The following is a 26,646-nucleotide window of genomic DNA, read 5'->3' as shown; positions in this document are numbered from 1 at the left end:
TGACAAAATCCAAAACAGAGCATAGTAAACCGAGATGGCTACTCCATTTCGATCCTCCCGCAGTATCCCCACAGAGCATGCCGACAGTGCAGTGTCCAAACTGGTCGGCGGAAGAATTATCGGGTTTACGGACGGAAGTTCCTCCGTATTTTCTGCTCCATCTTCCCTGTTTGAATTCTTCTCTTCGTCAGATGACTATTACCTGAGATGGGAGTTGGGTACAGCAACGCGTTTGTTGCGTTTTGCCGCCTTTGTTATGACGATCTTATTTACAGCTCTGTACCTATCGATCACAACGTTCCACTACGAAATGATCCCGGAGAACCTGCTGATTCCCCTGGCGGAATCCCGGAGCATAGTTCCCTGTCTGGGCGCTGCTTGCAATCAACAGACATTTCTAAATTGACAAACGAGGGATTCTTTTTTAATATCTAATATATCAGATATTACATTTCACTATACGTAGGAGGGGCCTTCAGACATGAAAAAGGTTGCGATTGTAACCGGCGGAGCTTCCGGGTTGGGAAACGCCGTCGTTCGCGAGCTTGCGGATCAAGGATTGGCTGTTGCGGTCATTGACGTCGCCATAGAACAGGGAGAGTCGCTGGAGCAAGAGTTTACGCAGCAGGGGAAGGATTTGAAGTTTATCTATGCCGATGTGTCCGTACAAGAGGAAACGCGACGGGCGGCCGCTCTGGTGCACGAGCACTTCTCGCGGATTGATTACTTGGTGAACGCGGCAGGAATCATCAAGCGCGAGGCGGCCGTTCGCCTGCAAGCGGATGACCTGCGGCAGGTGCTCGATATCAACTTGTGCGGCAGCGTGTTCATGTGCCAGGCCGTTCAACCGTATATGGTCCAATCAGGCGGCGGAGCGATTGTCAACTTCGCCTCCATGCTGGCCCACTACGGAAGCAAAAACCTGCTGGCTTACGCTGCATCCAAGGGCGGCATTGTCCAGGTTACCAAATGCCTCGCGGTGGAATGGGCCGAGTACAATATTCGCGTAAATGCAGTGAGTCCCGGCTATATCCAAACGAATCTGTCACAGGGCGCCGTTGGGGATCCGGTGTTTCGCGAGCGCATCTTGTCGCGGACTCCGCAAGGGCGATTCGGGCTTTCGGGGGAAGTCGCCTCGGCTATCCAGTTTTTGCTCGGCGACCACGCACAGTTCATCACCGGGGTTGATTTGCCGGTGGACGGCGGTATTCTAGCGGGAGATCCGGCTCTGTTTCCGCCGGTTCCATCCGTTAAATAAAACAATATTCAAATGGAGGGGCAGCAATGAGCATCGATATTAATCAATTCACCAAATTATTCATGGTAGACGATCTGGCGATTCACATTGACGAGGTCCCATGGGTTCCGCAGGGAGACCGCGTCTGGTTTAAGCCGGTGCGGTTCAGCCTGGCGAATGGACAGTGGATCAATCTGTTGAAAGTGAAACCGGGAGGAGTAGTCAACCGTCATCGCCACACCGGCGGTCAGGTAATGGCGTATACCCTGCAGGGCCAGTGGAGGTATCTCGAACGCGAATGGGTTGCCAAACCGGGCACCTTCGTCTACGAGCCGCCGGGCGATATTCACACCCTGGTCGTCGAGGGGGAAGAGGAGATGATGACGCTGTTTATTTTGGAAGGCAGCATCCAATACCTGAATGACCAGGATGAAATCATCGGCCAAGACGATGTCTTCAGCAAGATCAAGCGGTACAAGGAATACTGTGAACAACACAACCTGGAGATGCGAAAAGACCTGTTCTTCTAAAGATACGCAAAAGTAAAAGGGGGTGTCCCATCAGCGGTTTTCACTGCTGGGGACAGCCCCTTCATTTCGCCTGTTATGCGCCGTAGTCCTCCAGCATCATGATCTTTGCCTCTTCAATATGGATCGCCAGCAGCTCGATGGCCCTCTCGCGGTCCTTTCTTTGAATCGCCTTCAAGATCTCTTTATGCTGCTCGTTGGAGTGATAGGGACGGTCAAAATTTTTGCTGGTCAGGACAGAAAACCATTGGAGCTGGTATTCCAGGCTTTCCATGATCTTGATGACGTAATCGTTGTTGGAGTACCTGATGATGGTAGAGTGGATGTTTCTGTCGATGGAAAAATACCCCTTGTAGTTGTTCTGCTGCAGGTACAGGGTTGCCTGGTTGGCGTCTTCAAGGAGCTGATTGACTACCTCTTCCGGGATTCGCTCCAAGCCCAAGTTGAGAGAGAGACATTCAAGGGCTTTGCGGACGTCGTAGATGTCCGTAATGTTTTTGGCGTGCGGTTGGTAGACGAAGGTCCCGGAACGGGGCTTAACCTCGATTAGTCCATCCTGCTGCAGGCGGTTTATCGCGTCTCGCAGGGGGGTTTTGCTGATGCCCAATTCTTCGCAGAGCGAGTCGTAGTTGATTCGCTCGCCGGGTTTAAATTCTTTATTCAAGATTTTGTCTCTGACGAGCAGGTAGACTCGATCAGTCAGGTTCGATTTGTCAATCATCCAGTTCACCTCTAGTGCTTCGGCCGAGCAGGTTTTATTCGTGGTAATATTACCTGATTTACACAGTAAAGTAAACGATCAACATGCGAGTGTTTTGATTTGTGGGAAAAAGAAGTTGATTCTGGAAAAAAGTAAGAATATGATAGTTTTACAAGAAAAGTTAATCGTTATACGATAACGATTAACTAAGGAGGCAGCACATGAAAAAGAGACTCGCAAAGATCACAATCAAAGACGTAGCCGAACACGCGGGTGTATCGACCACGACGATTTCCCGTTTCTTGAACGGACGCTTTGAAGCGATGAGTCAGGAAACGAAAATGCGAATTCAGCAGTCTGTCGAACAGCTTGACTACAAACCCAATCAACTGGCTCGCGGGCTTCGCAACGATCGCAGCAATACGATCGGGTTTGTCGTGGCTGATATCGGCAATCCATACACGGTCTCCGTCATCCAGGGAGTGGAGGAGGTGTGTACCCAGCTTGGCTACAGTATCATCATCAGCAATGCAAACGAGAATCCGGAGAAAGAACGCGACTGCCTGATCATGCTGGAATCGAAGCAAATCGACGGGTTGATTATCAATTCCACCGGAAAAAACAACGATCTGCTGATGCGGATCGGGAAATCCGTCCCTGTCCTGCTGATCGACCGCAAGCTGCCGGGAATGCCGTTTGACACGGTAACGACCAACAACAGCCAGGGAATCATGCAGGCCATCGAGCATCTGCTGGAACGCGGCTGTCAAGGAATACACCTGATGATCTCCACTCCGGATGGCATCAGCCCGAGATACGAACGGATTATGGCCTTTGAACAGTTTGCGAAGAGAAACCCTCTGCTCAAAACCTCGCTGACCATCGCAGAGGCCTATTCCCAAGAACTGATCACGGCACATGTGAAGGAACTGGTGGAGAACAGATCCTCCCAAGAGACGATCGGGTTGATCCTGGGGAACGGAAAGCTTTCCCTGATGGCTCTCAAAGCGGTTCACCAGCTGCATTACCAGGTGCCAAAGGATTTGCTGCTGGTCGGCTTCGACGATCCGGAGTGGGCTTCGATCGCCCGCCCTACGCTGACTGTGATAGCCCAGCCAACCTATGAGATAGGCCGGCAAGCTGCAGAAATGATCATCGCCCAGATTGAAAAGGAGCAGGAGTATTTGCCGCGGACAGTCGAGCTGATGATGCAGCTGATCCCTAGAGAATCAACCGGCCGCCAAGATGCTTGATCATGAGCCGTACAACAATAAACCAAATTCAGAAAATGCATGAAAGAAAAAATAAGCGGCTAATTAAAAAAACTCTTGATATATGTCGGCAGCATTATTTATAATACAGCTAAATCGATTTCCTAAATCGATTTCCTAAATGGATTGCGCGGCAAACGGGCTTTCTCTGACAGTGAGATCATCATATTTGCTGAGGATGACTTATTGTCCCGTAACTGATATATTAGATATCTTATCTTATACATTACAATGTTTTCAAGTCCTTTTACGGAAATCTTCAGCGGGAGGACTGAATCTCAGCAGGGAAGGCCGGCGGTAACAAGCAGACTTACATCTAATATCCAGCCTTCAAGGAGGAGCAAGCGAACATGAAAGCGTTGTCAGAAACCAGAAGCGCCCTGCCTCGCTCAGGGATACGCGAAATCATGGATTACTCGGCCAACATGCCGGATGTGATCCACCTGGAGGTAGGGGAACCCAATGTGAACACCCCGCTCCACATTCGCGAGGCAGCATTTTCCGCCATGAATGACGGATTTACCCACTACACGCCCAATGCGGGGCTGCTCTCGCTGCGCGAGGCGATCAGCGGGCACCTAGAGCGGCAATACGCTCTTCGCGTCAAAGCGGACCAGATCGTCGTGACGGCCGGAGCGGTCAATGCGCTGGCAGCAACGGTGCTGTCACTTGTCGAGTCCGGAGAGGAGGTCCTGATACCCGATCCGGGATGGCCCAACTACGAGCAGATCATCCTCAGCCAGGAATCGATCCCGAAGCGCTACAAGCTCAGCCCGGATGCCGGCTTTGTACCGGATATGGCTGATCTGGAGCATGCGGTCACGCCGAATACCAAGGCGATCATCATCAATTCTCCCGGCAATCCGACTGGCGGCGTGCTGCGCGAAGAGAACATCAAGGAGCTTCTCGCCTTCGCCTCCAGACATGACCTGTACGTCATTTCCGACGAAGTCTACGACGGCATCGTCTTTGAAGAGAAGCACATCTCTCCGCTCTCGTACGATACGGAGGGGCGAGTGATCAGCGTCTTTGGCTTCTCCAAGAATTACGCGATGACAGGCTGGAGGGTAGGCTATGCGGTTGCTCCCCAGCGGATTGCGGCGATTATTTCCAAAGTGCTGGAGCCGCTGATCTCCTGCGCATCCTCTGTCTCCCAGAAGGCGGCCGAGACAGCAATCTCTTCCCCGCAGGACTTCGTGAGGGAAATGTGCGGCGTCTACAAAGCCCGCCGCGACCACTCCTACAAGCTGTTGGAAGAAGCCGGCATCAAGGCGTTCAAGCCCAAGGGAGCCTTTTACATGATGATCGACTTTTCGGATGTCGAGACAAACGGGGAAAATCCCGCCCTTGCCCTGCTGAAGGAATCAGGGGTGGCGGTGGCGCCGGGGGCGACATTCGGGTCGACTGCGAAACAGATGATCCGCATCTCGCTGGCTACGGAAGATTCGAAATTATTTGAAGGCGTCAGGCGAATCTGTGATTTTGCAAGAAAACATAAAAGAAAATGAAAAACGAGGGGGAGTCTCAACATGTTTCTGAAAAACAAAAGTGCCATTGTCGTTCTCGTCATGTCGATGATCCTGCTGATCTCCGGGTGCAGTTCTGATGCGAGCACCACACCTGCGCAAAACGCGGAGAGCCATCTGGACAAGATCATCAAGTCGAAAAAAATCAGAGTAGCCACCTATGCCGACAGTCCGGGTTGGAGCGTATTGAATGCGAACGGCGAATATGAAGGATACGACCCTGATATCGCCCGCTTGCTTGCCGAATCCCTGGGAGCAGAGGTAGAATTCGTGACCACGGACGGCGTGAACCGGATTCCGCTGCTTGAATCGGACAAGGTAGACGTCGCCATCGCGGTGTTTACGCCAACCAATGAACGGGCAAAATCGATCGATTTTACGATCCCGTATTCCGCTGCCGGCCTGGTCCCGATGTATCCCAAGAACAAACCGATCAAGAGCTGGGACGATTTGAAAGGCAAGAAGGTGTCGGTCTCCAAGGGGTCGACAGGGGACATCGCACTGTCCAAGTACTACCCTGAGGCGCAGATCGTCCGTTTCGATGCCACCTCAGATGCCTTTATGGCCTTGAAAACCGGAAAAGTGGACGTGTTCGTCGAAGAAGACGGAATTATCCTCGACCTCCTTAAGAAGAATCCGGAATTCGAATCGCTGCCGGGACAGCCATTCAAGTCTTCCTACATTGCGATGGGTGTGAAAAAGGGCGACCAGGAATGGTTGAATTACCTGAACCAGTTTATCCGCAACCTGAACTACTCCGGAGAAGGTGCCGAGCTGTACAAGAAGTGGTTTGGCGTAGATGCCCCGAAACTGTTGACCTATTAATCCTCAAGCTGCGTGACATCAATCGGAACGCGGGGAAATCTCCTTCCCCCGTTCTGATCACCCTGAAAATGAGGTGATTGGTTCGTGAATTTGGTATTCCACGATATTATTCCATACATCCCCCAGCTGCTGAGCGGTTTGGCTGTAAGCTTGTACGTCACTGTCATCTGCATGCTGGCAGGAACGGTGCTGGGCCTGTTTGTCGCTCTGTGCAAATCGAGCAAGAATGTCATTTTGCGTTTTCTTGGAAATGCATACATCGAACTGATTCGCAATACTCCGCTGCTCGTCCAGTTGTACATCCTCTTTTTCGGTCTCGGACAGCTTGGCATCGACATCAGTCCGCTGTGGTCTGCTTTGATCGGGATCACGATAAACAACGGTGCTTATACGGCCGAGATATTCCGGGCGGGTTTAAGCAGTGTACCCAAAGGGCTTCATGAGGCGGGAAGCGCGCTCGGGATGAATAAAGCGCAAATTTTTCGGCATGTCATACTGGCCCCCGCATTTCGTACTGCCTTTCCGGCCTTGACCAATCAGCTTATTTTGTTGTTCCTGTTCTCTTCCGTCGCCTCGATTATTTCGCTTGAGGAATTGACGTACCAGATTATGAATGTGGAGACGCAAACATCTCGTACGCTGGAAATTACGCTGATTGCCGCCGTGCTCTACTACGGCTGCTCGTCCATTTTCGTCTATCTGTCAAACGCTATGGCTAAGAAAGTGTTCAAATGGTGAAGGGGAGGGGATAACCGGTGATACAAGATTTCAGTTGGATTCATATCATCCCGATCCTGAAGGGGGCGTGGCTGACGATTCAGCTTTGTTTCTTTTCCTTGCTCTTTGGCGGAGTCATAGGGGTGATTCTCGGCCTGGGGGCGACATCCAAAAACAAGCTGGCGAATGTCCTCTCCGGATTGTACATCAGGCTGGTCAGGGGTGTTCCGCTTCTCGTCATCATCTTTCTGGTTTACTTCGCACTCCCCATGCTCGATATCGGCATCAATTTTTCCAAAGGGTTTTCCGCTGTCTTGGCCCTCTCCGTCTACGCCGGCGCTTACATGGGCGAGATCGTCAGGGGTGGCATCCAATCCGTTCCCAAAGGGCAATTTGAAGCTGCTGACGCATTGGGGATGAGCTACTTCCAAAAGTTCCGGCACGTGATCGTTCCGCAGGCGCTCCAATACATCATTCCGCCTGGCATCGGATTTTTTATCGCGCTAATCAAGGATTCGTCCCTGGTTTCCATCATTGGATACATCGATCTGACGAAGGCGGGAAAAGTAGTCAGCAATCTCACCTTTAACCCGATCGCTTCTTTCCTGGTTGTGGCTGCCGTCTATTTCGTCATCTGTTTTGGATTGTCGAAGGCCGCTTACTACTTTGAAAGAAGATTTCTGCAGACGAATGCGTGAGCCACAGCTCTGCACGCAGCCATGAAGGCATGTAAAGGGAGGGAAGATTCCGGATGAATATTCAAGTGAAAAATTTGCATAAAAGCTACGGCAAGCTGGAGGTCTTAAAAGGAATCGACTGTCAGATCCGCGAGGGCGAGGTGGTTTGCGTCATCGGTCCCTCGGGGTCCGGGAAAAGCACGTTTCTCCGCTGCCTCAACCTGTTGGAGGAGATCACCAGCGGCCAGGTGCTGATTGGCGATTACGATCTCACCCACGGGAAGACAGATATCAACAAGGTGCGGACGGAAGTGGGCATGGTGTTTCAACAGTTCAACCTGTTCCCGCACAAGACCGCGATCCAGAATGTCATGCTGGCGCCGGTGATCGTGAAAAACGTGCCGAAAGAAGCGGCCAGGACAAGGGCTCTCGAGTTGCTGGACAAGGTCGGTTTGAAAGACAAGGCGAATGCCTATCCGGGCAGTCTTTCGGGCGGGCAAATGCAGCGCGTGGCGATCGCCCGGGCCTTGGCGATGGATCCCAAGATCATGCTGTTCGATGAGCCGACTTCGGCACTTGACCCTGAACTGGTCGGGGAAGTATTGAACGTCATGAAGGATTTGGCCCGTGAAGGGATGACGATGGTTGTCGTCACGCATGAAATGGGGTTTGCGCGCGAGGTTGCCGACCGGGTGATCTTCATGGATCAAGGCTACATCATTGAGGAAGGGAAGCCGGAGGAGATATTCCAAGCTCCCAAAAACGAGCGGACGCAATCTTTCCTGCGAAAGGTGATCTAGATGTACTCCTTCACAATAGGAATCACCGATTGCGACCATCCATCGGTTGAGATTGAACGAGATGTCATCGACAGAGCCTTGGGACAGATGGTTCTGCATCAATGCAAAACAGAAGCGGACGTGATTCGGGAGTGCCGGGATGCCGACGGGCTGTTGAATCAATATGCGCCCTTGACGCGAAACGTATTGAGCCAACTGCCGCGCTGCAAGGTCATCGTCCGCTATGGCGTCGGTGTAAACAACGTAGATATCCAGGCAGCGACCGATTATGGGATTCAGATTTGCAACGTGCCGGATTACGGCGTCGACGAAGTATCTGATCACGCACTGGCCCTGCTGTACACGCTGGCGAGAAAGACGCTGCTGCTCGGCAATGCCGTCCGCCGGGGCGAATGGGAGTTCAGCATTTCCCGTCCCATCCCGCGGCTCAGGGACCAGACAGTCGGAGTGGTCGGACTGGGGCGGATCGGGAGAGTTTTTGCCGAGAAGGCCCACGGGGCGGGTTTCAAGGTGATCGGTTACGATCACCGGGAGGATCTGCCGGACCCGCTGCCTTTTGTCGAGCGGGTCCGTTTTGAAGCGCTTCTGGAGCGCTCCGATTTCATCTCGATCCACTGTCCCTTGACGGAAGCGACGAAATACCTGTTTGCCGAGAGCCAATTACGGGCGATGAAGCCCTCCGCCTATCTCATCAACACGGCGCGCGGATCGATTATCCATGAGGGTGCCCTGGATCGCGCACTGACGGAAGGGTGGATTGCCGGAGCGGCGCTTGATGTGATGGAGCTGGAGCCGCCCGCGCCGGAAAACCCGCTGCTGCGGCATGAGACATGTATCATAACACCCCACGTCGCCTGGTATTCGGAACAAGCCTTCGATGAATTGAAGCGCAAGGCGGCCGAGGAAGCGGTTCGCGTCTTGTCAGGACAAGAACCGCGCTACCCGGTGAATCAGCTGCAGGAGGAATGAGCGTGAGCCTTTTGAATAAAATGAGCAGTGTGGTCTATTACGATGCGGGACAAATACGAGTAGAACAGACAGAAAGGCCGACTCCTCCTGAAGGGTGGGCGCTGGTCAAGGTGAGTTATGCCGGTATCTGCGGCACCGATTTGAACATCTACGTCGGGGCCCATCCGCGAGCGCTGGGGCCGCTGATCATCGGGCATGAGCTTTCCGGAACGCTGATAGAAGGCCATCCCGAACTGGCGGCAGGAACGCCGGTTACGATACGGCCGCTGTTGTTCTGCGGAGAATGCGTGCCTTGCCAGACGGGGATGAGCCATGTCTGCAAGGATTTGAAGCTGGTGGGAATAGATCGCGACGGGGCCATGGCTGAGTATGTGATCGCACCGGTCGAGACGATCCACGCACTGCCCGAGGGCGTATCGCTGAAAGTGGGCGCTTTGATTGAGCCGCTGGCGGTGGGCGTCCATGCCGTCCGGCAAGCGGCGTTCACCCCCGGCGATACAGCATTGGTTATTGGAGCCGGGCCGATCGGCATGTGTGTGGCCGTGTCGCTGAAGCTGCTGGGCGCCAGCCGGGTGATCGTGGCCGAGACCAACCGCTTTCGGCTGCAAATGGCGGCAGAATTGGGATTTGAGACGATTGATCCGGAAGCGGGCGGGATCGTGGAGCAGCTTCTGGCGAAGACAGCAGGAAACGGCGCTGATCATACCTTTGATTGCGCCGGCCACCCTTCCGTCTCGGAAATCCTGACCCAGGTGACGAAGGTGCGGGGGACGGCCGTGGTTGTCGCGGCATACAAAAAACCAGCACCGATTGATTTGCTGCAAGCCATGTTCAAGGAGATCACGCTAAAAGGCGTCCGGGTGTATACACCGAAAGATTTTGAGATTGCCGCCCGGCTTTTGAGCAAGCCGTTTGACTTTGAAAAGCTGATTACCCATGTCCTGCCGATGGGAGCCGTACAGAAAGGCTTTGACCTCTTGCTGTCCGGAGGGAATGCGGTCAAGGTCCTGATTCAAGTCGGCGCTGAGGAAACAAGCAATCAGACGGGAGCTGATGGGCGTTGAGCATGTTCGATCTTCACGGACAGGTGGCCGTCGTCACGGGGGCGACGCGAGGGCTTGGCCAGGCGATGGCGCTGGCTTTGGCAGAGGCGGGTGCAGATATTGCCCTGCTCGCGAGAAGCACTTCCGATCCAACCACAAAGCGGATGATCGAAGAGTTGGGCCGCCGCTGTGAAGTAATCTTGTGTGATTTGGCGGACATGAATCAGGTGAAGCATGTGATGGACCAGGTAGATGACGCATTCGGGCGGGTGGATATCCTGGTGAACAACGGGGGGATTCAACGCCGCTCCCCTGCCGCGCAATTCCCGGAGGAGGACTGGGATGATGTGCTTGATGTCAATCTGAAAACCGTCTTTTTGCTGTGTCAGCAAGCCGGCCGTCGGATGATCGCCCAGGGGCGGGGGAAGATCATCAACATCGCTTCCCTGTTGTCGTTTCAGGGCGGGGTGACAGTCCCCGCCTATGCCGCGGCAAAAGGCGGCGTCGCCCAGCTGACCAAGGCGCTGGCAAACGAATGGGCTGCCCTTGGGATCAATGTTAATGCCATTGCACCAGGGTATATGGATACGGAGATGAATGAAGCACTCAGGCAGAATGAATCGCGAAACCGGCAGATCCTGGAGAGAATTCCGGCAGGACGCTGGGGCAATCCTGACGATCTCAAGGGGAGCGTCGTCTTTCTCGCTTCACGGGCCTCCGATTACGTAAATGGCCATGTGCTTGCGGTGGATGGAGGATGGCTGGGCAGATAGAGTTTACAGCACATGTTGAAGGAGGTGGGCCAATTTGGACGTCGTAACAATCGGAGAAACCATGGTGCTCTTTATTCCAGGGTCGACAGGTCCGCTTCGTTATGTAAGTACCTTTGAAAAAACCATCGGCGGCGCGGAATCGAATGTGGCGATCGCGCTGTCGCGGCTGGGCCATCAGGTTGGCTGGGTCAGCCGGCTGGGCGATGATGAATTTGGCTTGTACATTCGCAATTATATCCGGGGCGAGGGTGTGGACACTTCCCGGGTGGTGTTCGATGCAACGCATCCCACGGCGGTTTTTTTCAAAGAGCGGCAAGCGGGTGGAGATCCCAAGGTCTATTATTACCGCAGAGGATCGGCGGCAAGCCGGATGACTCCGGCTGATCTGGACGCGGCGTACATCGCCAAGGCCAGGTTCCTTCATCTGACGGGAATCACGGCAGCGCTCAGCCCTTCCTGTCGGGACACGCTTTACCGGGCCATTGAGATCGCGCGAAGCCACCGGCTCACTGTGGTTTTCGATCCCAATATCCGGCTGAAGCTCTGGCCTAGGGAAGAGGCAAGAGAAGTATTGATGGATATCGCCAGCCGCTGTGATATCGTGATGCCGGGCATCGAAGAGGGAGAGATCATGACCGGGGAAGCGGAGCCGGAAAAAATCGCCGAGCGGCTTTTGCAAAGCCGCGCCAAAGTCGTCGTATGCAAGCTGGGCGAAAAAGGGGCCTATTACGCTGCTGGTGAGCAGGCGGAGTACGTAGCCGGGTATCCTGTTCGGCAGATTGTGGACCCGATCGGCGCGGGAGATGGCTTTGCCGCCGGTTTTTTGTCCGGCCTGATCCGCGGCTGGCCCTACCGGGAAGCCGTTGCACTGGGGAATCGGGTCGGCGCATACGCCTTAACTGTGGCAGGCGACGTAGAAGGGTATCCATCCTGGGAGCAGATTGCCCCCGAAAGCGAGGAAAAAGAGGTATTGCGATAGGATTGGGAGAAGAGGAGGAGACAGATTGCTGCCAAAAGTTATTCTTTTGCAAAAACTGGTGGAAAGCGGCGTGATCGCTGTCATCCGGCGAATTCCCGAGAAACAGGTTGATCGGGTTGCCGAAAGCCTCATCGAAGGGGGCGTCACCGCACTTGAAGTCACAGTGGACTCACCAGGGGCCCTTGCTGCGATCAGCAGACTGTCGGCGCAGTGGAAGGGTCGGGCAATCATCGGTGCGGGGACTGTGATCGACAGCGAATCAGCCCGATTGGCGATTCAAAGCGGGGCTGATTTCATCTTCAGTCCCAGCCTGCACCGCGATGTGATTCGCACGGCCCTGCGCTACGGGAAAATAGCGGTGCCGGGAGTGATGACGCCGACCGAGATGATTACGGCGATCGAATGGGGAGCTGATCTGGTCAAAATCTTTCCGGCCGCCGGACTTGGCGTATCCTATATCAAGGATGTAAAAGCGCCGTTTCCGCATATCCCCGTCATCCCGACCGGCGGGGTAAACCTGGAGAACGTCGCTTCATTCGTAAAAGCAGGCGTGGCCGCGGTCGGAATCGGCGGCAATCTGGTTGACCGCCAGGCGATCGAAGCCGGAGACTTTCAGCAAATCACCCGGACGGCGAAACAGTATGTGGCGGCGATACAAGCAGCCCGTCAGCAATAGGAGGAGACCGATTTGGAACAAAATTCAATCAAGAACAAGCTGCAGGCGGGAGAGTGCGTCTACGGAACCTGGCTGCGAATGACCTCGCCTATCGTCGTGGAGGCCTTGGGGAGCGTGGGCTTCGACTTCCTGCACGTCGATATGGAGCACAGCGCGATTGATCTGCAAATGCTTGATTACATGGTTCTGGCCGGGACTGTACAGAATGTCCCGCTCATCGTCAGAACCGCTACCCAAAACCCGGCTGACCTGTACCGGGTGATGGATCTGGGGGTTTCTTCCTTTATCCTGCCGCGGATCGAGACAGCCGAACAGTGCGAAAAACTGTTAAAAGGGGCCAGGTACGCGCCGGCAGGTACGAGAGGACTGGGCGGCCCGGTGCGGGCAAACCGTTGGGGAATGACTCCGTTGGAGCAGCATCTTGCAGAAGCGCAGCAAGAGACCGCGATGATTATCCAGATCGAATCGGAGCCCGGCTTGGCCAATTTGGAATCGATCCTGGAGGTTCCCGGCATCGATGTCGTCTATATCGGGCCGCTGGATCTATCGCAGGCGCTGGGGTACCCCGGTCAGGTGGAACATCCCAAGGTAAAAGCGGCCATCCAGTCGATGACAGAAACCATCCGCAAGAGGGGCATTGCTGTCGGGATTCATGCCTCCAGCCCCGAACAGGCGAAGGAATGGGCGGCCCAGGGCATCCAGTATTTTACCGTCGGCATGGATGTCGTCCTGCTGCAATCAGCCGGCCTGTCCCTGGTGGACAGCTTGAAAAAACAGCGCGCATGATGCATGATCAGCCAAGCTCCCTCGCTGCCATTGCTGGCAGAGGGAGCTTGTCATCTGGATGTGATGCTGTCCTTCCGCTATAATCGGGTAAGGGGTGACAGGAATGCTTCGGATACAGAAAAACGCGGCTGCTGCAGTCATCGTCGTTCATGAAATTTACGGAATCAATTCGCATATGCAGAAGGTTTGCCAATCCCTTGCCGAATGCGGTGTTGACGTCCTCTGTCCCGATTTGTTTGGAGCGAGAGTCGCATTTTGACTACGCTCAAGAGGAAGACGCCTACCGTTATTTTATGGAGAAAATAGGTTTTCCCAAGGCCTGTCTCCATGTAAAAAAATGGTTGAAAGTCAGTAAGAATCAGTATAAAAAAATATTTGTCCTCGGATTCAGCGTTGGAGCGACGGTTGCCTGGATGTGCAGTGAAGAACGGCAGTTTGATGGAATCATCGGGTACTACGGCTCTCGTATTAGGGGTTTTTTGGAAATCAATCCCCGATGCCCTGCGCTGCTGTTCTTTCCGCAAGAAGAAAAATCGTTTCATGTTGACGAGGTCATGGCAGTTTTGAACGCCAAGGACAATGTCGAGGCGCACAAGTGTAACGGGAACCACGGATTTAGCGACCCGTATTCCCCGAAATACGACGAACAGTCAGCCAAACAAACATGTCATATGATGATGGCCTTTCTTCGGAAACATAACCAGGGTTGAAAAGCGAGACTGTGAACCGGCACGCTCCGGGTGCCCGTGTCAAGCTTGCTTACCCTTTCGTTAAGGTAAATGCTGCTTGACCTGACATGCCATTCCCCGATGTGAAGTTGGCGTAGTAGGTTCCAACAGCCCATGGTTTTTCATTGGAAACCGTCCATGTTGTGTTAGCGGGAATGGCGACGAGACATGCAGGGTTGATAGTGATTCGCCTTGCCGATCCGAGCCGCTTTAACCATCCCTTTTTCAATTAAACGGGCTAAAAACGTAATTACTGTATTCTGCTTCCACGCCTTGTCTTCCGCTACATCATGTAGGTGTAAGCTGTCAATCAAAGAGCTGTCGCGCGCATTCTCGTTTCGAACAAGAAAAAGGGACATCGCGATCAATGTCCCTTTTTCTACCGGCTAATCTAGCTGTTTGCGTTTTCATCTTTTGTCCGGTTGTCCACTGGAACAGCCTTGCCAACTCCGAAAGCGTAAAAACTAATCGAAACGATACCCAAGAAAACAATTCCCACAAGGAGGGAGATGCGTGTATCGTCATTGAACCACATGCCAACCAACACCAAGAGCAAAAAGGCAATGGTTGCGTAGTTTGTCACCGGGGCAAGCGGCATTTTGAATGGATGATGCTCCATTTCAGCCCCTTTTGCTTTTCTGAATTTGATTTGACTGATCAGAATGACAAACCAGGGAACCATACCGGGAAGCACACTCGCACTGTACACATACACAAACAGATTCTCTGGTGCGATATAACTTAAGATGACGCCTACGCCCAAACCCACAAGCACGCCAATCGTTCCCAGCAAAGGCACGCCATGATGAGACAGTTTCGTAAATACTTTGGGTGCCTGTCCATTTATTCCCAATGTATAAAGCATCCGCCCCGCACTGTAAATCCCGCTGTTGCAGCCAGACATTGCCGCGGTGATGATGACAAAGTTAATCAGCCCGGCTGCTGCTGTTATACCAATTTTCGCGAAAGTTGCGACGAAAGGGCTGCCGATGGCATGCAATTGATCCCAGGGATAAACGGTAACAATGACAAAAATCGCGCCAATATAGAAGATCAAAATACGCCAAATAATACTTTGAATGGCACTGGTTAATGTTTTTCGCGGGTCTCTTGCCTCGCCTGCCGTAATCCCGATCAGTTCGACGCCTTGATACGCCCCGATCACTAACGATAGCGCATAGAAAAAGCCCGACCAGCCACCGGCAAAGAAGCCCCCGTGTTCCCAAAGGTTGGATAATCCGATCGCGTTTCCTCCGTTGCCGATTCCAAAGAAGATCAGACCAATCCCTGCGATAATCATCAATACGATTGTTACAATTTTGATCATCGCAAACCAAAACTCAAATTCACCAAACGATTTAACAGAAAATAAGTTGGCTGCACCGAGAATCACCATTGCGATCATACCTGGTATCCAAGCGGGCAAATCCGGGAACCAGTACTGCATATACGTCCCAACAGCGATAATTTCCGACATCCCGACGACCACCCACTGGAACCAGTTGCTCCAAGCCGTCAGATAACCGGCCAAGGGGTGAATGTACTTATGGCCAAAGGTCGCAAATGAACCTGTACTTGGTTCTACGTACAGCATCTCCCCCATTGCGCGCATGATGAAAAAGATAAAAATTCCTGCAATTGCATACGCAAGCATGACTGACGGACCTGTCCATTTGATCGTGCTAACTGAACCCATAAATAAACCAACACCGATTGTGCCGCCCAAAGCAATCATCTGAATGTGACGCGCTTCGAGGCCTCTCTTCAATTCCTTGGTTTCCACTGTGCTTCCTCTTCTCCTTGCTGCTTCTATCGTAATGTCAGATTCCTAATCGTCGTCAGGCTTCACTGATGAATTACTTGCATTGTAATATGTTTTTTTGATGAAAACAATTGTATACGCCAGGAAAACATTTGGCAAAGCAGCATTTGTAGTTTACATAAAAGGAAAAAAATAGATTATTAATGAAGTATTTTTTCCAAAAATGAACAAAGCCCAAGTACCGTTTGTGTTTGGCGGGGTTAAGTGCCGAAAAAAAGAAATCTTGCCATCAATCCATATTTTTAGAATAGTTGCATTGACAGTAATAGAAATAATAGGATATACTTTGGTAAAAGTTGAACGATCATAAGCGTTACGGTTAGGCGGAGAAATGGAGAAACCCTTACCCGTAAACACAGTGCTCCTGGGGGCGGCGTGTTTATATTGGGGAAGGGTTTCTTTTTTCGTATCGTTCAACGGAACGAAACAAGAAAGAGGGGTTTTGTGCATGAAGATGAAAAAGTGGTTCAGTGTCGCAGCGACTGCCGTTATGCTGACATCTGTTGTCGCAGCCGGTTGTTCGTCATCGGAGAGTTCGACTGGGGGCGGGGCAGCGAGCGGCGGTGAGGCTTCTGGCGGAGGAGATAAAAAATTGGGGTCGATTGCCCTGTACTCCCCTGAAACACCGGACTTTACGAAAGAAATCGGGCTCAATTTTGAAAAGGCTTTCCCGGGCTCCAAAGTGAATGTGCAGTACGGCGGAACCAACGTAATCGTCAACCGGCTGATCGCCGAAAAAGACAACCCGCAGGGGGATTTGTGGTATGGCGGCGGCGGCTTCCTCCCGTTTGAGACGGCCAAGACAAAGGACATTATCACTCCTTACATACCGGAAGCAGTAAAGGATTGGCCGGAGATCAAGGACGGCATCAAGGTTCGCGACAAGGATTGGAACTGGGTGGGCGTGGAAGTGTTCGCGCTTGGTTTTGTGTACAACACCGACCTGGTGAAGCCGGAAGACGCCCCGAAAACGTGGGACGACCTGCTTGATCCGAAATGGAAAGGCAAAATTCAAATGCCGAACCCGGCAGCATCCGGAACGGCTACATTGACGGTTCTCAGCCAATTGATGGACAAGGGCGAGGAGCAAGGCTGGGGCTACTTCAAAAAATTGGTTGATCAAGTAAGCGCTTTACCGGATTCCGGCTCCGCTCCGACCAAAGCGGTGGCAAAAGGGGAAGCGGAAGTAGCCATCGCATTTGACTTTATGGCCTATGAAATGAAGGCAAAAGGCGAAAAAGTAGACTTTATCGTGCCGGAAAAAACGCCGGTCATCGTCAACCCAGCCTCCCTGGTCAAAGACGGTCCGAACCCGGAAGGCGGCAAGGCGATGATCGATTACCTGCTTTCTCAGGAAGGGCAGCAGCAGTTGGCAAACTGGTACCACATTCCGATCATGCCAGGGGTAGAATCAAAAACGCCGCTGACACTGGAAAAAGTGCTGCCGCACGCGATGGAGCTTGACGTGGATTGGGTAGTCGAGAACTACGACCGCGTACGCAACGAATGGCGCCAGAAATTCCAATAAGGGGGATCTTCCATCATGGGATCGGTTAAAATCGAACATCTGGGAAAAGTCTTTAACGGCGTGACCGCGTTGGAAGATGTCAATCTGGAGATCAAAGAGGGCGAATTTTTTGCCCTCTTGGGTCCCTCCGGCTGCGGCAAGACGACTACGATGCGCTGCATTGCCGGGTTTGAAACCCCGACATCAGGCAAGATTTACATTGGCGACCGCGACGTCAGCCAAATTCCGGCCAACCAGCGCAACTGCGGCATGGTGTTTCAAAGCTACGCCTTGTTTCCGCACCTGACCGTCTTTGAGAACGTCGCTTACAGCTTAAACATGCGCCGCTTTTACCAGGGCGGATTCGGCACCAAAATGGCGGTTTTGGCCAATCTGCTGAACCGCAGGCTGGGCAAGGTGAACCGTGAGATCGAGCAGAAAGTGCGGGATGCACTCGACTTTGTCGAACTGGGACAAATGGCTGACCGTTTGCCGACAGAGCTGTCCGGCGGCCAGCAGCAGCGCGTGGCCCTTGCCCGTGCATTGATCATGGAACCGGCTGTGCTCCTGATGGATGAACCGCTGTCCAACCTGGACAAGAAGCTGCGCAATGTCATGCGGGTCACGATTCGGCAAATTCAGCAAAAAGTGGGGATTACGACGATCTTTGTCACCCACGATCAGGAAGAGGCCATGAGCATGGCCGATCGGGTAGCGGTCATGAACAAAGGCAAACTGGTTCAGGTTGACACGCCAACTGCGCTGTACAGCAATCCTGTTTCACAATTTGTTGCCGATTTTGTCGGCTCGTCCAACATCTTCACCGGCACAGTCAAAGACAGCAACGATGGACAGACCATCATCGCGATCAATGAGCAGCAGGTCTTGCGCTCAGCTTATCCGACCGGCAAAAAAGACGTAGAAGTGATTATTCGGCCTGAAAGCATACGTTTGTACACGGAAGATCAACCGACGACAAACGACAACATATTGGCAGGGACGGTGACGATGTCTACCTACCTGGGGCCGGCTGTCCGCTATGACGTCAAAGTGGGCGATCTGCAATTTGAGGTGGACACCACTTTTGAGGGGGGCAACCCGCTGCTTGCGCCTGGAGTAAAAGTAAAATTGGAAATCGATCCGTCTCGCGTGGTGATCCTATGAGCCAGATCGCAACCAATCAGCAGCCTGTCCAAACGCCGAAAAAGGCCAAGAAGAAGCGTTTTACCTTTGAAGGTTTTACCTTGTTGAAATGGCTTATTTACCTGTTCTTTTTCGTTTTCCTGCTCGTTCCGCTGTTTTCGATCCTGCTGGTGAGCTTTACCGGACAGCCGATCAACATCTTCGGCAGCTTCGTCAGCCAAAAAATCTTCAGCTCGACGTTGAAAAAGCTCTCGGAAATGTCGTGGGATGCCTACGCTGCCATCATTCAAGGCAAGGGTTACTTTGCCGCATTGGTCAACAGCCTGGAACTGTCAACGAGCGTAGCCCTGCTGGTGACAGTGATGGTGCTGCCGATCGCCTACGCCTTCGCCCGCACCAAGATGCCGCTGAAAGGGGTGTTCGCCGCCCTTTGTACGATTCCGCTGATCTGTCCGACGTTTATCTCTTCTTACGGATTTCAGCTGATGTTCGGCAAAACAGGGTGGGTCAATCACATCTACCGCAGCATGGGCGGGGACGGTGTGCTGTTCGACGTCCAATCGATGCTCGGGATCGCCCTGGTGCAGATCTTTTTCTTCTTTCCCTATGCGCTGTGGCCGATGGTCGCCGCGTTCAAGATCAGTGACGTGACTTTAGAAGAAGCGTCGCAAAATCTGGGGGCGAAAAGCTGGTATACCTTTTTGCGGGTGACGCTGCCTTTGGCGATGCCAGGGATCGTCTCCAGCATGCTGCTCCTCTTCACCGTCAGTTTTTCCGATTTCGGAACACCTATTATCCTGGCGCCGAAAGATCTGAACCTGATTGTCGTCGAAGCGTATCGGGAAATCGCCGGATTCTTCAACTGGTCAGGCTCGGCCGTGTTGACGGTGATCATGCTGCTCGTGGCAGCGTTCTTCTTCTGGATGCAGCGCCTGGTGGTACGCGGCAAGGAGTACGGGACGATCTCCGGAAAGCCGAGCAAGCAAAAGCTGAACGACCACAAAGGGGCGCTTACCGTCCTGACGATTTATTCCGGATTGGTCGTGCTCGTTCCATTGCTGGCAGCCGGCTCGGTGTTCCTCTCTTCCATCGCTACCACCTGGGGGCACCACGCGCTTCCGGACGGGTACACGCTTGCGCACTACAAGACGATTTTCAGCACATCGTATCAGAATATCGTCAACAGCATGATCCTGGCTGCAGGCGCTCTCGTCTTGAGTGTCGTGGTCGCTACGTTTGTCTCGTACTTTGTGGTTCGCCGCGGCTCATCCGGCCTTGACTTCGTCTCGTCCATTCCGCTGATCGTGCCGGGGATTGCGCTTGGGATCGCCATGATCCAGACGTTTAACACCGCGCCGCTGCAGTTGACGGGGACAGCGCTGCTGTTGATCATCGCTTACACAATCCGCCGGATGCCGTACATGATTCGCTCGACGATGGGGTCGATGATGGCGATCCGCAAAGACATCGAAGAAGCGGCAGTTTCGCTTGGGGCCTCGCCGCTGCTCGCGGCCCTGACGGTCATCGGCCCGCTGATGCTGCCTGGGATTGCCGCAGGCGCTATCCTGGTGTTCGTCACCGTCATCAAGGAAACCAGCATCTCCATTTTGCTGGCGCCGACTGACTGGGCGCCGATGAGCCTGGCCGTCTTCCAAAACCTGCTGCGGGGCGAATACTACACCGCTTCAGCCATGGCCATCCTGATCATCGTGATCGTCATCATTCTGCAAGCGATAGCCAAGAAACTTGCGAAGGATCATTTGTACTAATACGAGAGCGAGGGACATCATGAAGGGCTTTATCTTTGACCTAGACGGAACAGTCTATCTGGGCGACCGGCTGATCGACGGCGCCGCGGAAGCGATCCACAGCTTGCGGGAGCGCGGCGACAAAGTCGTGTTTCTGTCCAACAAACCGATTGCCACCCGTGAATCGTACGCCCATAAGCTGACGAAAATGGGGATACCGACCAGCTTGGATGACGTGATCAACTCTTCCCTGATCGTGGCCAGATATCTGCAAAGCGTCTGCAAACCAGACGACCGCGTGCTGGTCATCGGGGAACAGCCGATCCGCGCAGAGCTGCGCAAACACGGGATCAACATGAGCCAAGATCCGCTGAACGTACAGTACGTCGTGCTCTCCTGGGATCGGAGCTTTACGTATGACATGCTCAATGATCTCTACCAGGCCAGCATTCGCGGAGCCAAAGTGATCGCTTCCAATCCCGATCGAACCTGCCCGCTGGAAGACGGGCAGATTCCCGATACGGGCGCGCTGATTGGCGCCCTGGAGGGAGCGACCGGCAAGCCGATCGATCTGGTCGTCGGCAAACCGTCAGCGATTGCCGCTGAAGCCGCTGTGCAGCACCTGGGATTGAAGCACGAGGACTGCTATATGGTCGGCGACAGACTGGAGACCGATATCAAGATGGGCAATGACACGGGAATGAACTCTGTCCTTGTTTTGACCGGGATCAGCACCAGAGAGATGGCAGAGACAAGCCCGTACCGCCCTCGTTATGTGCTTGGCAGCATCAAAGAGATTGTCAATTTGTAAGCGGAACGGTGGTATAATTAGGATCATCACGAACGTCACGGAGGTATATTGATGTATCCTATCGTTGATATGGTCGAGCACCAAACGATTGCCGCTGTTCAGTCAGAGGAAGATTTGGACGACGCGCTGAAGAGCAAGGTCAATATCATTTTTTTGCTGACCGGCTCCATTATTAACATCAAAGAGCTGGTGACCCGGAGCAAACAGGCAAATAAACACGTGTTTTTGCATATGGAATTTATAGAGGGAATTGCCGCCGACAAGAGCGGTGTGGCTTATGTAGCCCAGCATATCGAACCGACGGGCATTCTCTCCACTCGCAGCAACCTGATCCGCGTGGCCAAAGACATGAACCTGATGGCCATTCAACGCATTTTCTTGATCGACCGCAATGCGGTGGTCAAGGGCATCAAGGTCATCGAGCAGACGCTGCCGGATGCGGTGGAAATCATGCCGGGCGTGATGCCCCGGGTCATCGGCGAAATCACCAATCTGACGCCGCTTCCGATCATCGCCGGCGGTCTGATCGGAACGCAAAAAGAGATTGACGAAGCACTGGAAGCGGGAGCGTTGGCCGTTTCTGTCGGAAGCAAAGAATTGTGGATGAACTGAAGTGAACCTGTACACAAAAAGGGTAGAGATCAGGAGAAACCCCTTTGGAATGGTGCGGCTTGTCGGCAAGCCGTCTCTTTTCCATGGGGGTTTTTCTGTATCAGAAAGTATAAACTTCGGTGAATCAGCATCCTGATACAGCAAGAAAAGCATCCGCTAAAGAAGAACTGGCTTCTTCGAATTAACTCCGCCATTGGGCAGGAGAGGAGGACTACTGTGAACATGACATTTTCCGCAAAGAACAGGGCGTGTGTCCTCGATCAGATGGCAGAAAATGAACTTGATTTGATCATCATCGGCGGCGGCATTACCGGAGCGGGCATCGCCCTGGACGCCAGCGTACGCGGTCTGCGAGTCGGGCTGCTGGAAAAAGCCGACTTCGGCTCCGGCACCAGCAGCCGTTCGACCAAACTGATTCACGGCGGCTTGCGCTATTTGAAGCAGGGAGAAGTAAAGCTGGTGCAGGAGGTTGGACGCGAGCGGACGATCTTGTACAAAAACGCTCCGCATCTGGTCACGCCGGCGCCGATGCTGCTGCCGATCTACAAGGGCGGCACGTACGGCTATCTGGCTTCATCTGTCGGACTTTATATCTACGATTGGCTGGCCGGGGTGGCGCGCAAAGAACGTCGAAAAATGTTGAATAAAGCAGATACGCTGCGGCATGAACCGCTGCTGAAGCCAGACGGACTGAAGGGGTCGGGGCTCTACTACGAATACCGTACCGACGATGCCCGGCTGACACTGGACATCATGAAAACGGCATGGCGCTACGGGGCTAAGATCGTCAATTACACCGAGCTGACAGAGTTTATCTACCGGGACGGGAGGGTAGTTGGGGTGCGGGCGCTTGACCGGGTGAGCGGCAGACGCATCGAGCTGTACGCCAAAAAAATCGTCAATGCCGCCGGTCCCTGGGTCGATGGTGTACGCAAGCTTGACGGCTCACTGCAGGGAAAGCGGCTGTTCCTGACCAAAGGCGTTCACCTGGTAGTCGATCACGCCAGACTGCCGGTGGCGCAGTCGGCGTATTTCGACACGCCTGACGGACGAATGGTCTTTGTCATTCCGCGCGGCAAGATCACCTATATCGGAACCACGGATACGGCTTACTCCCACTCCGTCGACCTGCCGCGGACGACGGAAGAGGACCGGGCCTACTTGATCCGGGCGGTCAACTTTATGTTCCCTTCGGTCAAACTTGCCGAAAGCGATATACTGTCGCATTGGGCCGGCCTCAGGCCGTTGATCTACGAAGAAGGCAAAGGACCGTCCGAGCTGTCCCGCAAAGACGAGATATTCATCTCCGACAGCGGCTTGATCACGATCGCCGGGGGCAAGCTGACCGGCTTCCGCAAAATGGCGGAGAAGGTGGTGGACCTGGTAGGTCAGCAGCTGGCCAAAGCGGGCAGAGGGAGCTTGCCGGGCTGTACGACGGATCAGATCGTCATCAGCGGCGGCGAATGCAAGGACCGGTCCCGGTATGCGGAATGGAAACAGGAAATGCTGCAGATGGGCGCAGCCAAAGGAGTCGATCCGGCTGTCGCCGGGGAATGGATCGAGACCTACGGGACCAACACGCTGCACATCTATGAACGCTTGCAGGGCAGACCGTCCGGATCGCAGGGGTATTCCCGGAAAGAACTGCTGGCGGCTCAACTGGCTTATTCCATTGAAGAAGAAATGACGGTCCAGGCTGTCGATTTTCTGCGGCTGCGAACCGGCTGGACGTATTTCGACCTGCGGCAGGCCGAAGAGAATGCGGATGCAGTGATCGCTTTGATGGCCGAAATGCTTGATTGGGACAGCGGTGAGGCGGAGCGGCAGAGAGCGGAAGTGAACCGGTTCCTGGACACGATCTACCACCTGCCGAAAAACGATCAGGAACTGGCCGGGATCGGGCCTTAACACACGGGTGGAAACCGGCGGACCGAAAGACAGCTTCTGCGCCATGCAGACAAAGCGGCATCAATCCAACCGCTTTGTCTGCAATTCTCCTCCGGAAAGTCTGCAGGGTCGAGTCTAGCGCCCGAGCACTCTGGCAAAAGTGGCAGGTCGTCACGCGCCTGGTCAGGAACCGGGCTTCGCCGACCGCCACTTTTGTTTGTTTCGTCCTAATCTGTCTGCTGCCGGCTGCCATAAGATCGCAATCAGCGCTCCGACAGAAGTGTTGGTGATCATGTTGGCCACGGCCGGAACGGCAGCGATTGGACTGATGTGATGAATGGCCAAAAGCGCCGCCAGCGCCGTATTGCAGATGCCCATTTCGTAAACGATCGAGCGCCGGTCCGGCTCAGGCGCTCCCAGTGCAGCGCTGTAGCCGTAGCCGAGCAGCATCGGCACGGTTACCTGCAGGAACACGCAAACAAACAGCAATGGCAGCAGGTGGACATACTGCTTCAGCATCGCTTGCGCGCCCGAGACAACGGCTGCATCGATGATCAGGAGGGCGGCGGACGACAGCAGGGGAATGATCTTTTTGACGTGCGTCAGCTTTGCTTCCCACTTTATCTGAATCAATAATCCAAGCATGATCGGAATCAGCACGACGTAGACCATCTGTAAAAAGACGCCCCAAAAATCGACCGGCACGACGCTGCCTACGGCACTTTTCATAATCACGGGTGTAAGAAACGGCCCGATCAGCGTATCAACAGAGGACATCATAATACTCAGCGCCAGTGTGCCGCCCGCCATAAACGTGTAGAGATTGGCCGAGGTGCCGCTGGGAACCGAACCAGCCAGGATCACCCCGGCTAACAGTTCCGGATTTTCCGGAAAAAAGAGAAAGGCCAACAGGATCGAGACGCCCAAAGTGATTGTCCATTTTCCCAGGACGCCGAGCAGGGCCAGTTTTGGCTGCAAAATCACTCGTCTGAGGCTTTCGCGCGACAGTGTCAGACCCATGTTAAACAGGATGAATCCCAAAGCAGGGGCTGTCCAGTTCTTGAATATGACGAAATGTTGCGGAAAATGATAGGCGAGCAGGGCAAAGCAGATAATCCACAACGGAAGAAATTTTGAAATGATCGTATTGCATATTGCCAGCATGACACCACTCCTAGCCTTGGTGGGCTGCCTTGTACATGGAGCTGAGCCGCTCGGTTATTTACCGTTCAACAAAAATCGGCTATCCTTGTCCATGCAGGTACCCTTCTAAAGGAAATGAAATTTTCTGACCGTTTCCATTGTAAAGGATTCGCATGTATTAAGCTATCGAATCAAGAGATTTTTGCCGAAAGAGGAGTGGTTCCGGGAAATGTTCAATAAAAATATGGTGAGCGTCATCAGGGAACAATCCCTGGCAATGGAGAAAGCGGGAACCGTCACACCGCAGGTTCTCGACTATATTTATGAGCTTGGACTGTTCAAGCTGTTTGTGCCGAAAGAACTTGGCGGAAGGATGGTACCGCTGCCTGAGGCCCTGCGAATATTTGAACAGGCCTCGTGGATTGACGGCAGTTTTGGCTGGCTGGTGACGATCGGCTCCGGCGGGGGATATTTCGCATCGTCGATATCGCCAGAGGTGTCTCGGCGGATTTTCTCGGACTCCAGGGCGGTGATCGCCGGAAGCGGCTTTCCTTCGGGAGTGGCAAGGCCGGTAGCGGGCGGATATGAGGTAAGCGGGCAGTGGAAATTTTGCAGCGGCTCGACACATGCCACCGTGTTTACGGCAAACTGCGTGATTGAAGCAGACAAGCCCAGTGCCGCGCCGGAAATACGCTCATTCATTCTTTTGCCTGAACAGGTCAAGATCGCGGACGACTGGCGGGCTTTCGGTCTGAAAGCGACCGCCAGCCATTCGATTTCGGTTGAAGGGGCATACGTACCGGCCGAAATGACCTTTGAGCTTGCGAAGCAGCATACCTGCTTCCCCGACCCGCTCTTCCGCTATCCCTTCATGCAGTTTGCCGAAACCTCATTTGCAGCAGTAAGCATCGGAGTGTGCCGTCACTTTTTGGATGAAGCAAGGCGGATGGTCGATCTAAGCCGGGAAGCTTGGAAAGCATCCAATCCGGATCGGTCCCGCTTTGTCACAGACCGGTTGGAGCAGGCGGATACGGAGTTTGAGCAAGCGGTTGCCAATTTTTATCGCGTGATTGACGATACTTGGCAGAAGCAGATCGGCTGCGTTCAGCTTTCGGAAGCGGACGGGCAGCAAATCAGCCGAAAGTGCAAGCAAACAGCGAAAACCGCACTGCACTGCGCCCAGTCCCTGTTTCCCTACCTGGGGATCAACGCGATTATGGAAGAAGCACCAGTGAACAGGGCTTGGCGGGACTTGCAAACGGTATGCCAGCATACGCTGCTCGTTTCATTTCGCGAAACCGGCGAATAGGCGCAGTGACTGGACCAACTCGGCTTTCCGTGAAGCACCACAGCTTTTCCAAGGGTTTTCCACATTTCTTTAAGGCAAATTTAAGATACGAGAACTACACTAGGGATGTGCCTGGGTACAACACATTCTGAAAGGGTGATAAGAAAATGTGGAGTAAAGCAAAAGTTGGTTTGGTCCTTGGAGCAATGGCAACTGTTCTAAGTGTAGGAAGCGCGTATGCCGCTACTCCTGCTGTCGTGACAAGTTCGGATCAAAGCGCGAAGAAAGACGATCCTGATAAAATCAGGCTGGGTGTATTCAAAACACATAACGGACAAGGAACCGTAAAATTGGCAAAAGGCGCCTCTCTCTCGGAGAATGAGCAGCTGCTGTCGCTCTTGAAGCTGGATGCGGAGGAACTGCAAGCGCAGCTGAAGGACGGCAAAACGCT

The 26,646-nt window shown here is 53.5% G+C and carries 28 protein-coding genes and 1 pseudogene; 25 read left to right on the top strand and 4 right to left on the bottom strand.

Annotated elements, in window-relative coordinates; translation table 11 throughout:
• The first annotated feature begins 34 nt into the window (after window positions 1-34).
• The 3 genes from HGBM_RS18645 (at window position 35) to HGBM_RS18635 (ending at window position 1,767) form a co-directional block, all read left to right on the top strand.
• Complete coding sequence (locus HGBM_RS18645) at window positions 35-406, top strand: spore germination protein (protein WP_081590241.1); 372 nt, start codon at window positions 35-37, stop codon at window positions 404-406.
• Window positions 407-481: 75 nt separating this feature from the next.
• On the top strand, window positions 482-1,258 hold the full coding sequence (locus HGBM_RS18640; protein WP_019122601.1) for an SDR family NAD(P)-dependent oxidoreductase: 777 nt from the start codon (window positions 482-484) through the stop codon (window positions 1,256-1,258).
• A 26-nt stretch (window positions 1,259-1,284) separates the two neighbouring features.
• Window positions 1,285-1,767, top strand: a complete 483-nt coding sequence (locus HGBM_RS18635; RefSeq protein ID WP_019122600.1) for a 2,4'-dihydroxyacetophenone dioxygenase family protein — start codon at window positions 1,285-1,287, stop codon at window positions 1,765-1,767.
• Window positions 1,768-1,840: 73 nt separating this feature from the next.
• Here HGBM_RS18635 and HGBM_RS18630 read toward each other — a convergent pair whose 3' ends face one another.
• Complete coding sequence (locus HGBM_RS18630) at window positions 1,841-2,485, bottom strand: GntR family transcriptional regulator (RefSeq protein ID WP_019122599.1); 645 nt, start codon at window positions 2,483-2,485, stop codon at window positions 1,841-1,843.
• 200 nt (window positions 2,486-2,685) lie between these two features.
• Between HGBM_RS18630 and HGBM_RS18625 the strand changes: the two genes are divergently transcribed.
• The 14 genes from HGBM_RS18625 (at window position 2,686) to HGBM_RS27935 (ending at window position 14,216) form a co-directional block, all read left to right on the top strand.
• Window positions 2,686-3,717: a LacI family DNA-binding transcriptional regulator gene (locus tag HGBM_RS18625; RefSeq protein ID WP_019122598.1), complete on the top strand. Its 1,032-nt coding sequence runs from the start codon at window positions 2,686-2,688 to the stop codon at window positions 3,715-3,717.
• Between the two features lie 368 nt (window positions 3,718-4,085).
• Window positions 4,086-5,243 carry a pyridoxal phosphate-dependent aminotransferase gene (locus HGBM_RS18620; RefSeq protein WP_019122597.1) on the top strand — a complete coding sequence of 386 codons (1,158 nt, stop codon included), beginning with the start codon at window positions 4,086-4,088 and terminating at the stop codon, window positions 5,241-5,243.
• A 21-nt stretch (window positions 5,244-5,264) separates the two neighbouring features.
• Window positions 5,265-6,086: a transporter substrate-binding domain-containing protein gene (locus tag HGBM_RS18615; protein WP_019122596.1), complete on the top strand. Its 822-nt coding sequence runs from the start codon at window positions 5,265-5,267 to the stop codon at window positions 6,084-6,086.
• A gap of 84 nt (window positions 6,087-6,170) precedes the next feature.
• Window positions 6,171-6,824, top strand: coding sequence for an amino acid ABC transporter permease (locus tag HGBM_RS18610; RefSeq protein WP_019122595.1), 654 nt, complete (start codon window positions 6,171-6,173; stop codon window positions 6,822-6,824).
• A 17-nt stretch (window positions 6,825-6,841) separates the two neighbouring features.
• Window positions 6,842-7,501: an amino acid ABC transporter permease gene (locus HGBM_RS18605; RefSeq protein WP_019122594.1), complete on the top strand. Its 660-nt coding sequence runs from the start codon at window positions 6,842-6,844 to the stop codon at window positions 7,499-7,501.
• A gap of 53 nt (window positions 7,502-7,554) precedes the next feature.
• A complete protein-coding gene (locus tag HGBM_RS18600; RefSeq protein ID WP_019122593.1) occupies window positions 7,555-8,280 on the top strand; it encodes an amino acid ABC transporter ATP-binding protein in 726 nt (241 codons plus the stop codon).
• Complete coding sequence (locus tag HGBM_RS18595; protein ID WP_019122592.1) at window positions 8,281-9,249, top strand: C-terminal binding protein; 969 nt, start codon at window positions 8,281-8,283, stop codon at window positions 9,247-9,249. It abuts the gene before it with no gap.
• A gap of 2 nt (window positions 9,250-9,251) precedes the next feature.
• The gene (locus HGBM_RS18590; protein WP_019122591.1) at window positions 9,252-10,313 is read left to right on the top strand and encodes a zinc-dependent alcohol dehydrogenase; all 1,062 of its coding nucleotides are present in this window, start codon (window positions 9,252-9,254) and stop codon (window positions 10,311-10,313) included.
• Window positions 10,314-10,315: 2 nt separating this feature from the next.
• Window positions 10,316-11,065 (top strand): 2-dehydro-3-deoxy-D-gluconate 5-dehydrogenase KduD, encoded by a 750-nt coding sequence (kduD, locus tag HGBM_RS18585; protein WP_035287470.1) that lies wholly within the window; start codon window positions 10,316-10,318, stop codon window positions 11,063-11,065.
• A gap of 34 nt (window positions 11,066-11,099) precedes the next feature.
• Window positions 11,100-12,044 carry a sugar kinase gene (locus HGBM_RS18580; RefSeq protein ID WP_019122589.1) on the top strand — a complete coding sequence of 315 codons (945 nt, stop codon included), beginning with the start codon at window positions 11,100-11,102 and terminating at the stop codon, window positions 12,042-12,044.
• Between the two features lie 25 nt (window positions 12,045-12,069).
• The gene (locus HGBM_RS18575) at window positions 12,070-12,720 is read left to right on the top strand and encodes a bifunctional 4-hydroxy-2-oxoglutarate aldolase/2-dehydro-3-deoxy-phosphogluconate aldolase (protein ID WP_019122588.1); all 651 of its coding nucleotides are present in this window, start codon (window positions 12,070-12,072) and stop codon (window positions 12,718-12,720) included.
• Between the two features lie 12 nt (window positions 12,721-12,732).
• On the top strand, window positions 12,733-13,506 hold the full coding sequence (locus tag HGBM_RS18570; protein WP_019122587.1) for an HpcH/HpaI aldolase family protein: 774 nt from the start codon (window positions 12,733-12,735) through the stop codon (window positions 13,504-13,506).
• Window positions 13,507-13,609: 103 nt separating this feature from the next.
• Window positions 13,610-13,765, top strand: a complete 156-nt coding sequence (locus HGBM_RS32300; RefSeq protein WP_315969969.1) for a dienelactone hydrolase family protein — start codon at window positions 13,610-13,612, stop codon at window positions 13,763-13,765.
• A gap of 34 nt (window positions 13,766-13,799) precedes the next feature.
• The gene (locus HGBM_RS27935; RefSeq protein ID WP_315969971.1) at window positions 13,800-14,216 is read left to right on the top strand and encodes a dienelactone hydrolase family protein; all 417 of its coding nucleotides are present in this window, start codon (window positions 13,800-13,802) and stop codon (window positions 14,214-14,216) included.
• Window positions 14,217-14,380: 164 nt separating this feature from the next.
• Here HGBM_RS27935 and HGBM_RS32605 read toward each other — a convergent pair whose 3' ends face one another.
• Together HGBM_RS32605 and HGBM_RS18560 are read right to left on the bottom strand one after the other, a co-directional pair.
• Window positions 14,381-14,593, bottom strand: coding sequence for a BlaI/MecI/CopY family transcriptional regulator (locus tag HGBM_RS32605; RefSeq protein WP_081590240.1), 213 nt, complete (start codon window positions 14,591-14,593; stop codon window positions 14,381-14,383).
• A gap of 32 nt (window positions 14,594-14,625) precedes the next feature.
• On the bottom strand, window positions 14,626-16,017 hold the full coding sequence (locus HGBM_RS18560) for an amino acid permease (RefSeq protein ID WP_019122586.1): 1,392 nt from the start codon (window positions 16,015-16,017) through the stop codon (window positions 14,626-14,628).
• Between the two features lie 487 nt (window positions 16,018-16,504).
• On the opposite strand from HGBM_RS18560, the gene HGBM_RS18555 reads away from it, so the two are divergent.
• The 6 genes from HGBM_RS18555 to HGBM_RS18530 all read left to right on the top strand — a co-directional run bounded on the left by HGBM_RS18555 (window position 16,505) and on the right by HGBM_RS18530 (window position 23,785).
• Window positions 16,505-17,584, top strand: a complete 1,080-nt coding sequence (locus HGBM_RS18555; RefSeq protein WP_019122585.1) for an extracellular solute-binding protein — start codon at window positions 16,505-16,507, stop codon at window positions 17,582-17,584.
• Between the two features lie 15 nt (window positions 17,585-17,599).
• The gene (locus HGBM_RS18550; protein WP_019122584.1) at window positions 17,600-18,727 is read left to right on the top strand and encodes an ABC transporter ATP-binding protein; all 1,128 of its coding nucleotides are present in this window, start codon (window positions 17,600-17,602) and stop codon (window positions 18,725-18,727) included.
• The gene (locus HGBM_RS18545) at window positions 18,724-20,475 is read left to right on the top strand and encodes an ABC transporter permease (RefSeq protein WP_019122583.1); all 1,752 of its coding nucleotides are present in this window, start codon (window positions 18,724-18,726) and stop codon (window positions 20,473-20,475) included. Before HGBM_RS18550 ends, HGBM_RS18545 begins: the two co-directional genes overlap by 4 nt.
• Before the next feature lie 19 nt (window positions 20,476-20,494).
• A complete protein-coding gene (locus tag HGBM_RS18540; RefSeq protein WP_019122582.1) occupies window positions 20,495-21,265 on the top strand; it encodes an HAD-IIA family hydrolase in 771 nt (256 codons plus the stop codon).
• 51 nt (window positions 21,266-21,316) lie between these two features.
• Window positions 21,317-21,877, top strand: a complete 561-nt coding sequence (locus HGBM_RS18535) for a glycerol-3-phosphate responsive antiterminator (protein WP_019122581.1) — start codon at window positions 21,317-21,319, stop codon at window positions 21,875-21,877.
• Between the two features lie 222 nt (window positions 21,878-22,099).
• On the top strand, window positions 22,100-23,785 hold the full coding sequence (locus HGBM_RS18530) for a glycerol-3-phosphate dehydrogenase/oxidase (RefSeq protein WP_035287516.1): 1,686 nt from the start codon (window positions 22,100-22,102) through the stop codon (window positions 23,783-23,785).
• Window positions 23,786-23,947: 162 nt separating this feature from the next.
• On the opposite strand, the gene HGBM_RS18525 is transcribed toward HGBM_RS18530, so the two are convergent.
• Window positions 23,948-24,928: a bile acid:sodium symporter family protein gene (locus HGBM_RS18525; protein ID WP_019122579.1), complete on the bottom strand. Its 981-nt coding sequence runs from the start codon at window positions 24,926-24,928 to the stop codon at window positions 23,948-23,950.
• A 181-nt stretch (window positions 24,929-25,109) separates the two neighbouring features.
• Between HGBM_RS18525 and HGBM_RS18520 the strand changes: the two genes are divergently transcribed.
• Both HGBM_RS18520 and HGBM_RS30840 read left to right on the top strand, forming a co-directional pair.
• On the top strand, window positions 25,110-26,216 hold the full coding sequence (locus HGBM_RS18520; RefSeq protein WP_261798175.1) for an acyl-CoA dehydrogenase family protein: 1,107 nt from the start codon (window positions 25,110-25,112) through the stop codon (window positions 26,214-26,216).
• Between the two features lie 146 nt (window positions 26,217-26,362).
• Window positions 26,363-26,646 (top strand): annotated as a pseudogene (locus HGBM_RS30840) (hypothetical protein); the annotation flags it as partial.

It is taken from the genome of Brevibacillus massiliensis, from assembly GCF_000311785.1.
Classification (GTDB): Bacteria; Bacillota; Bacilli; order Brevibacillales; family Brevibacillaceae; genus Brevibacillus_C; species Brevibacillus_C massiliensis.
The sequence above is the reverse complement of the archived record's forward strand: the minus strand, read 5'-3'. Positions and strand labels throughout refer to the sequence as shown.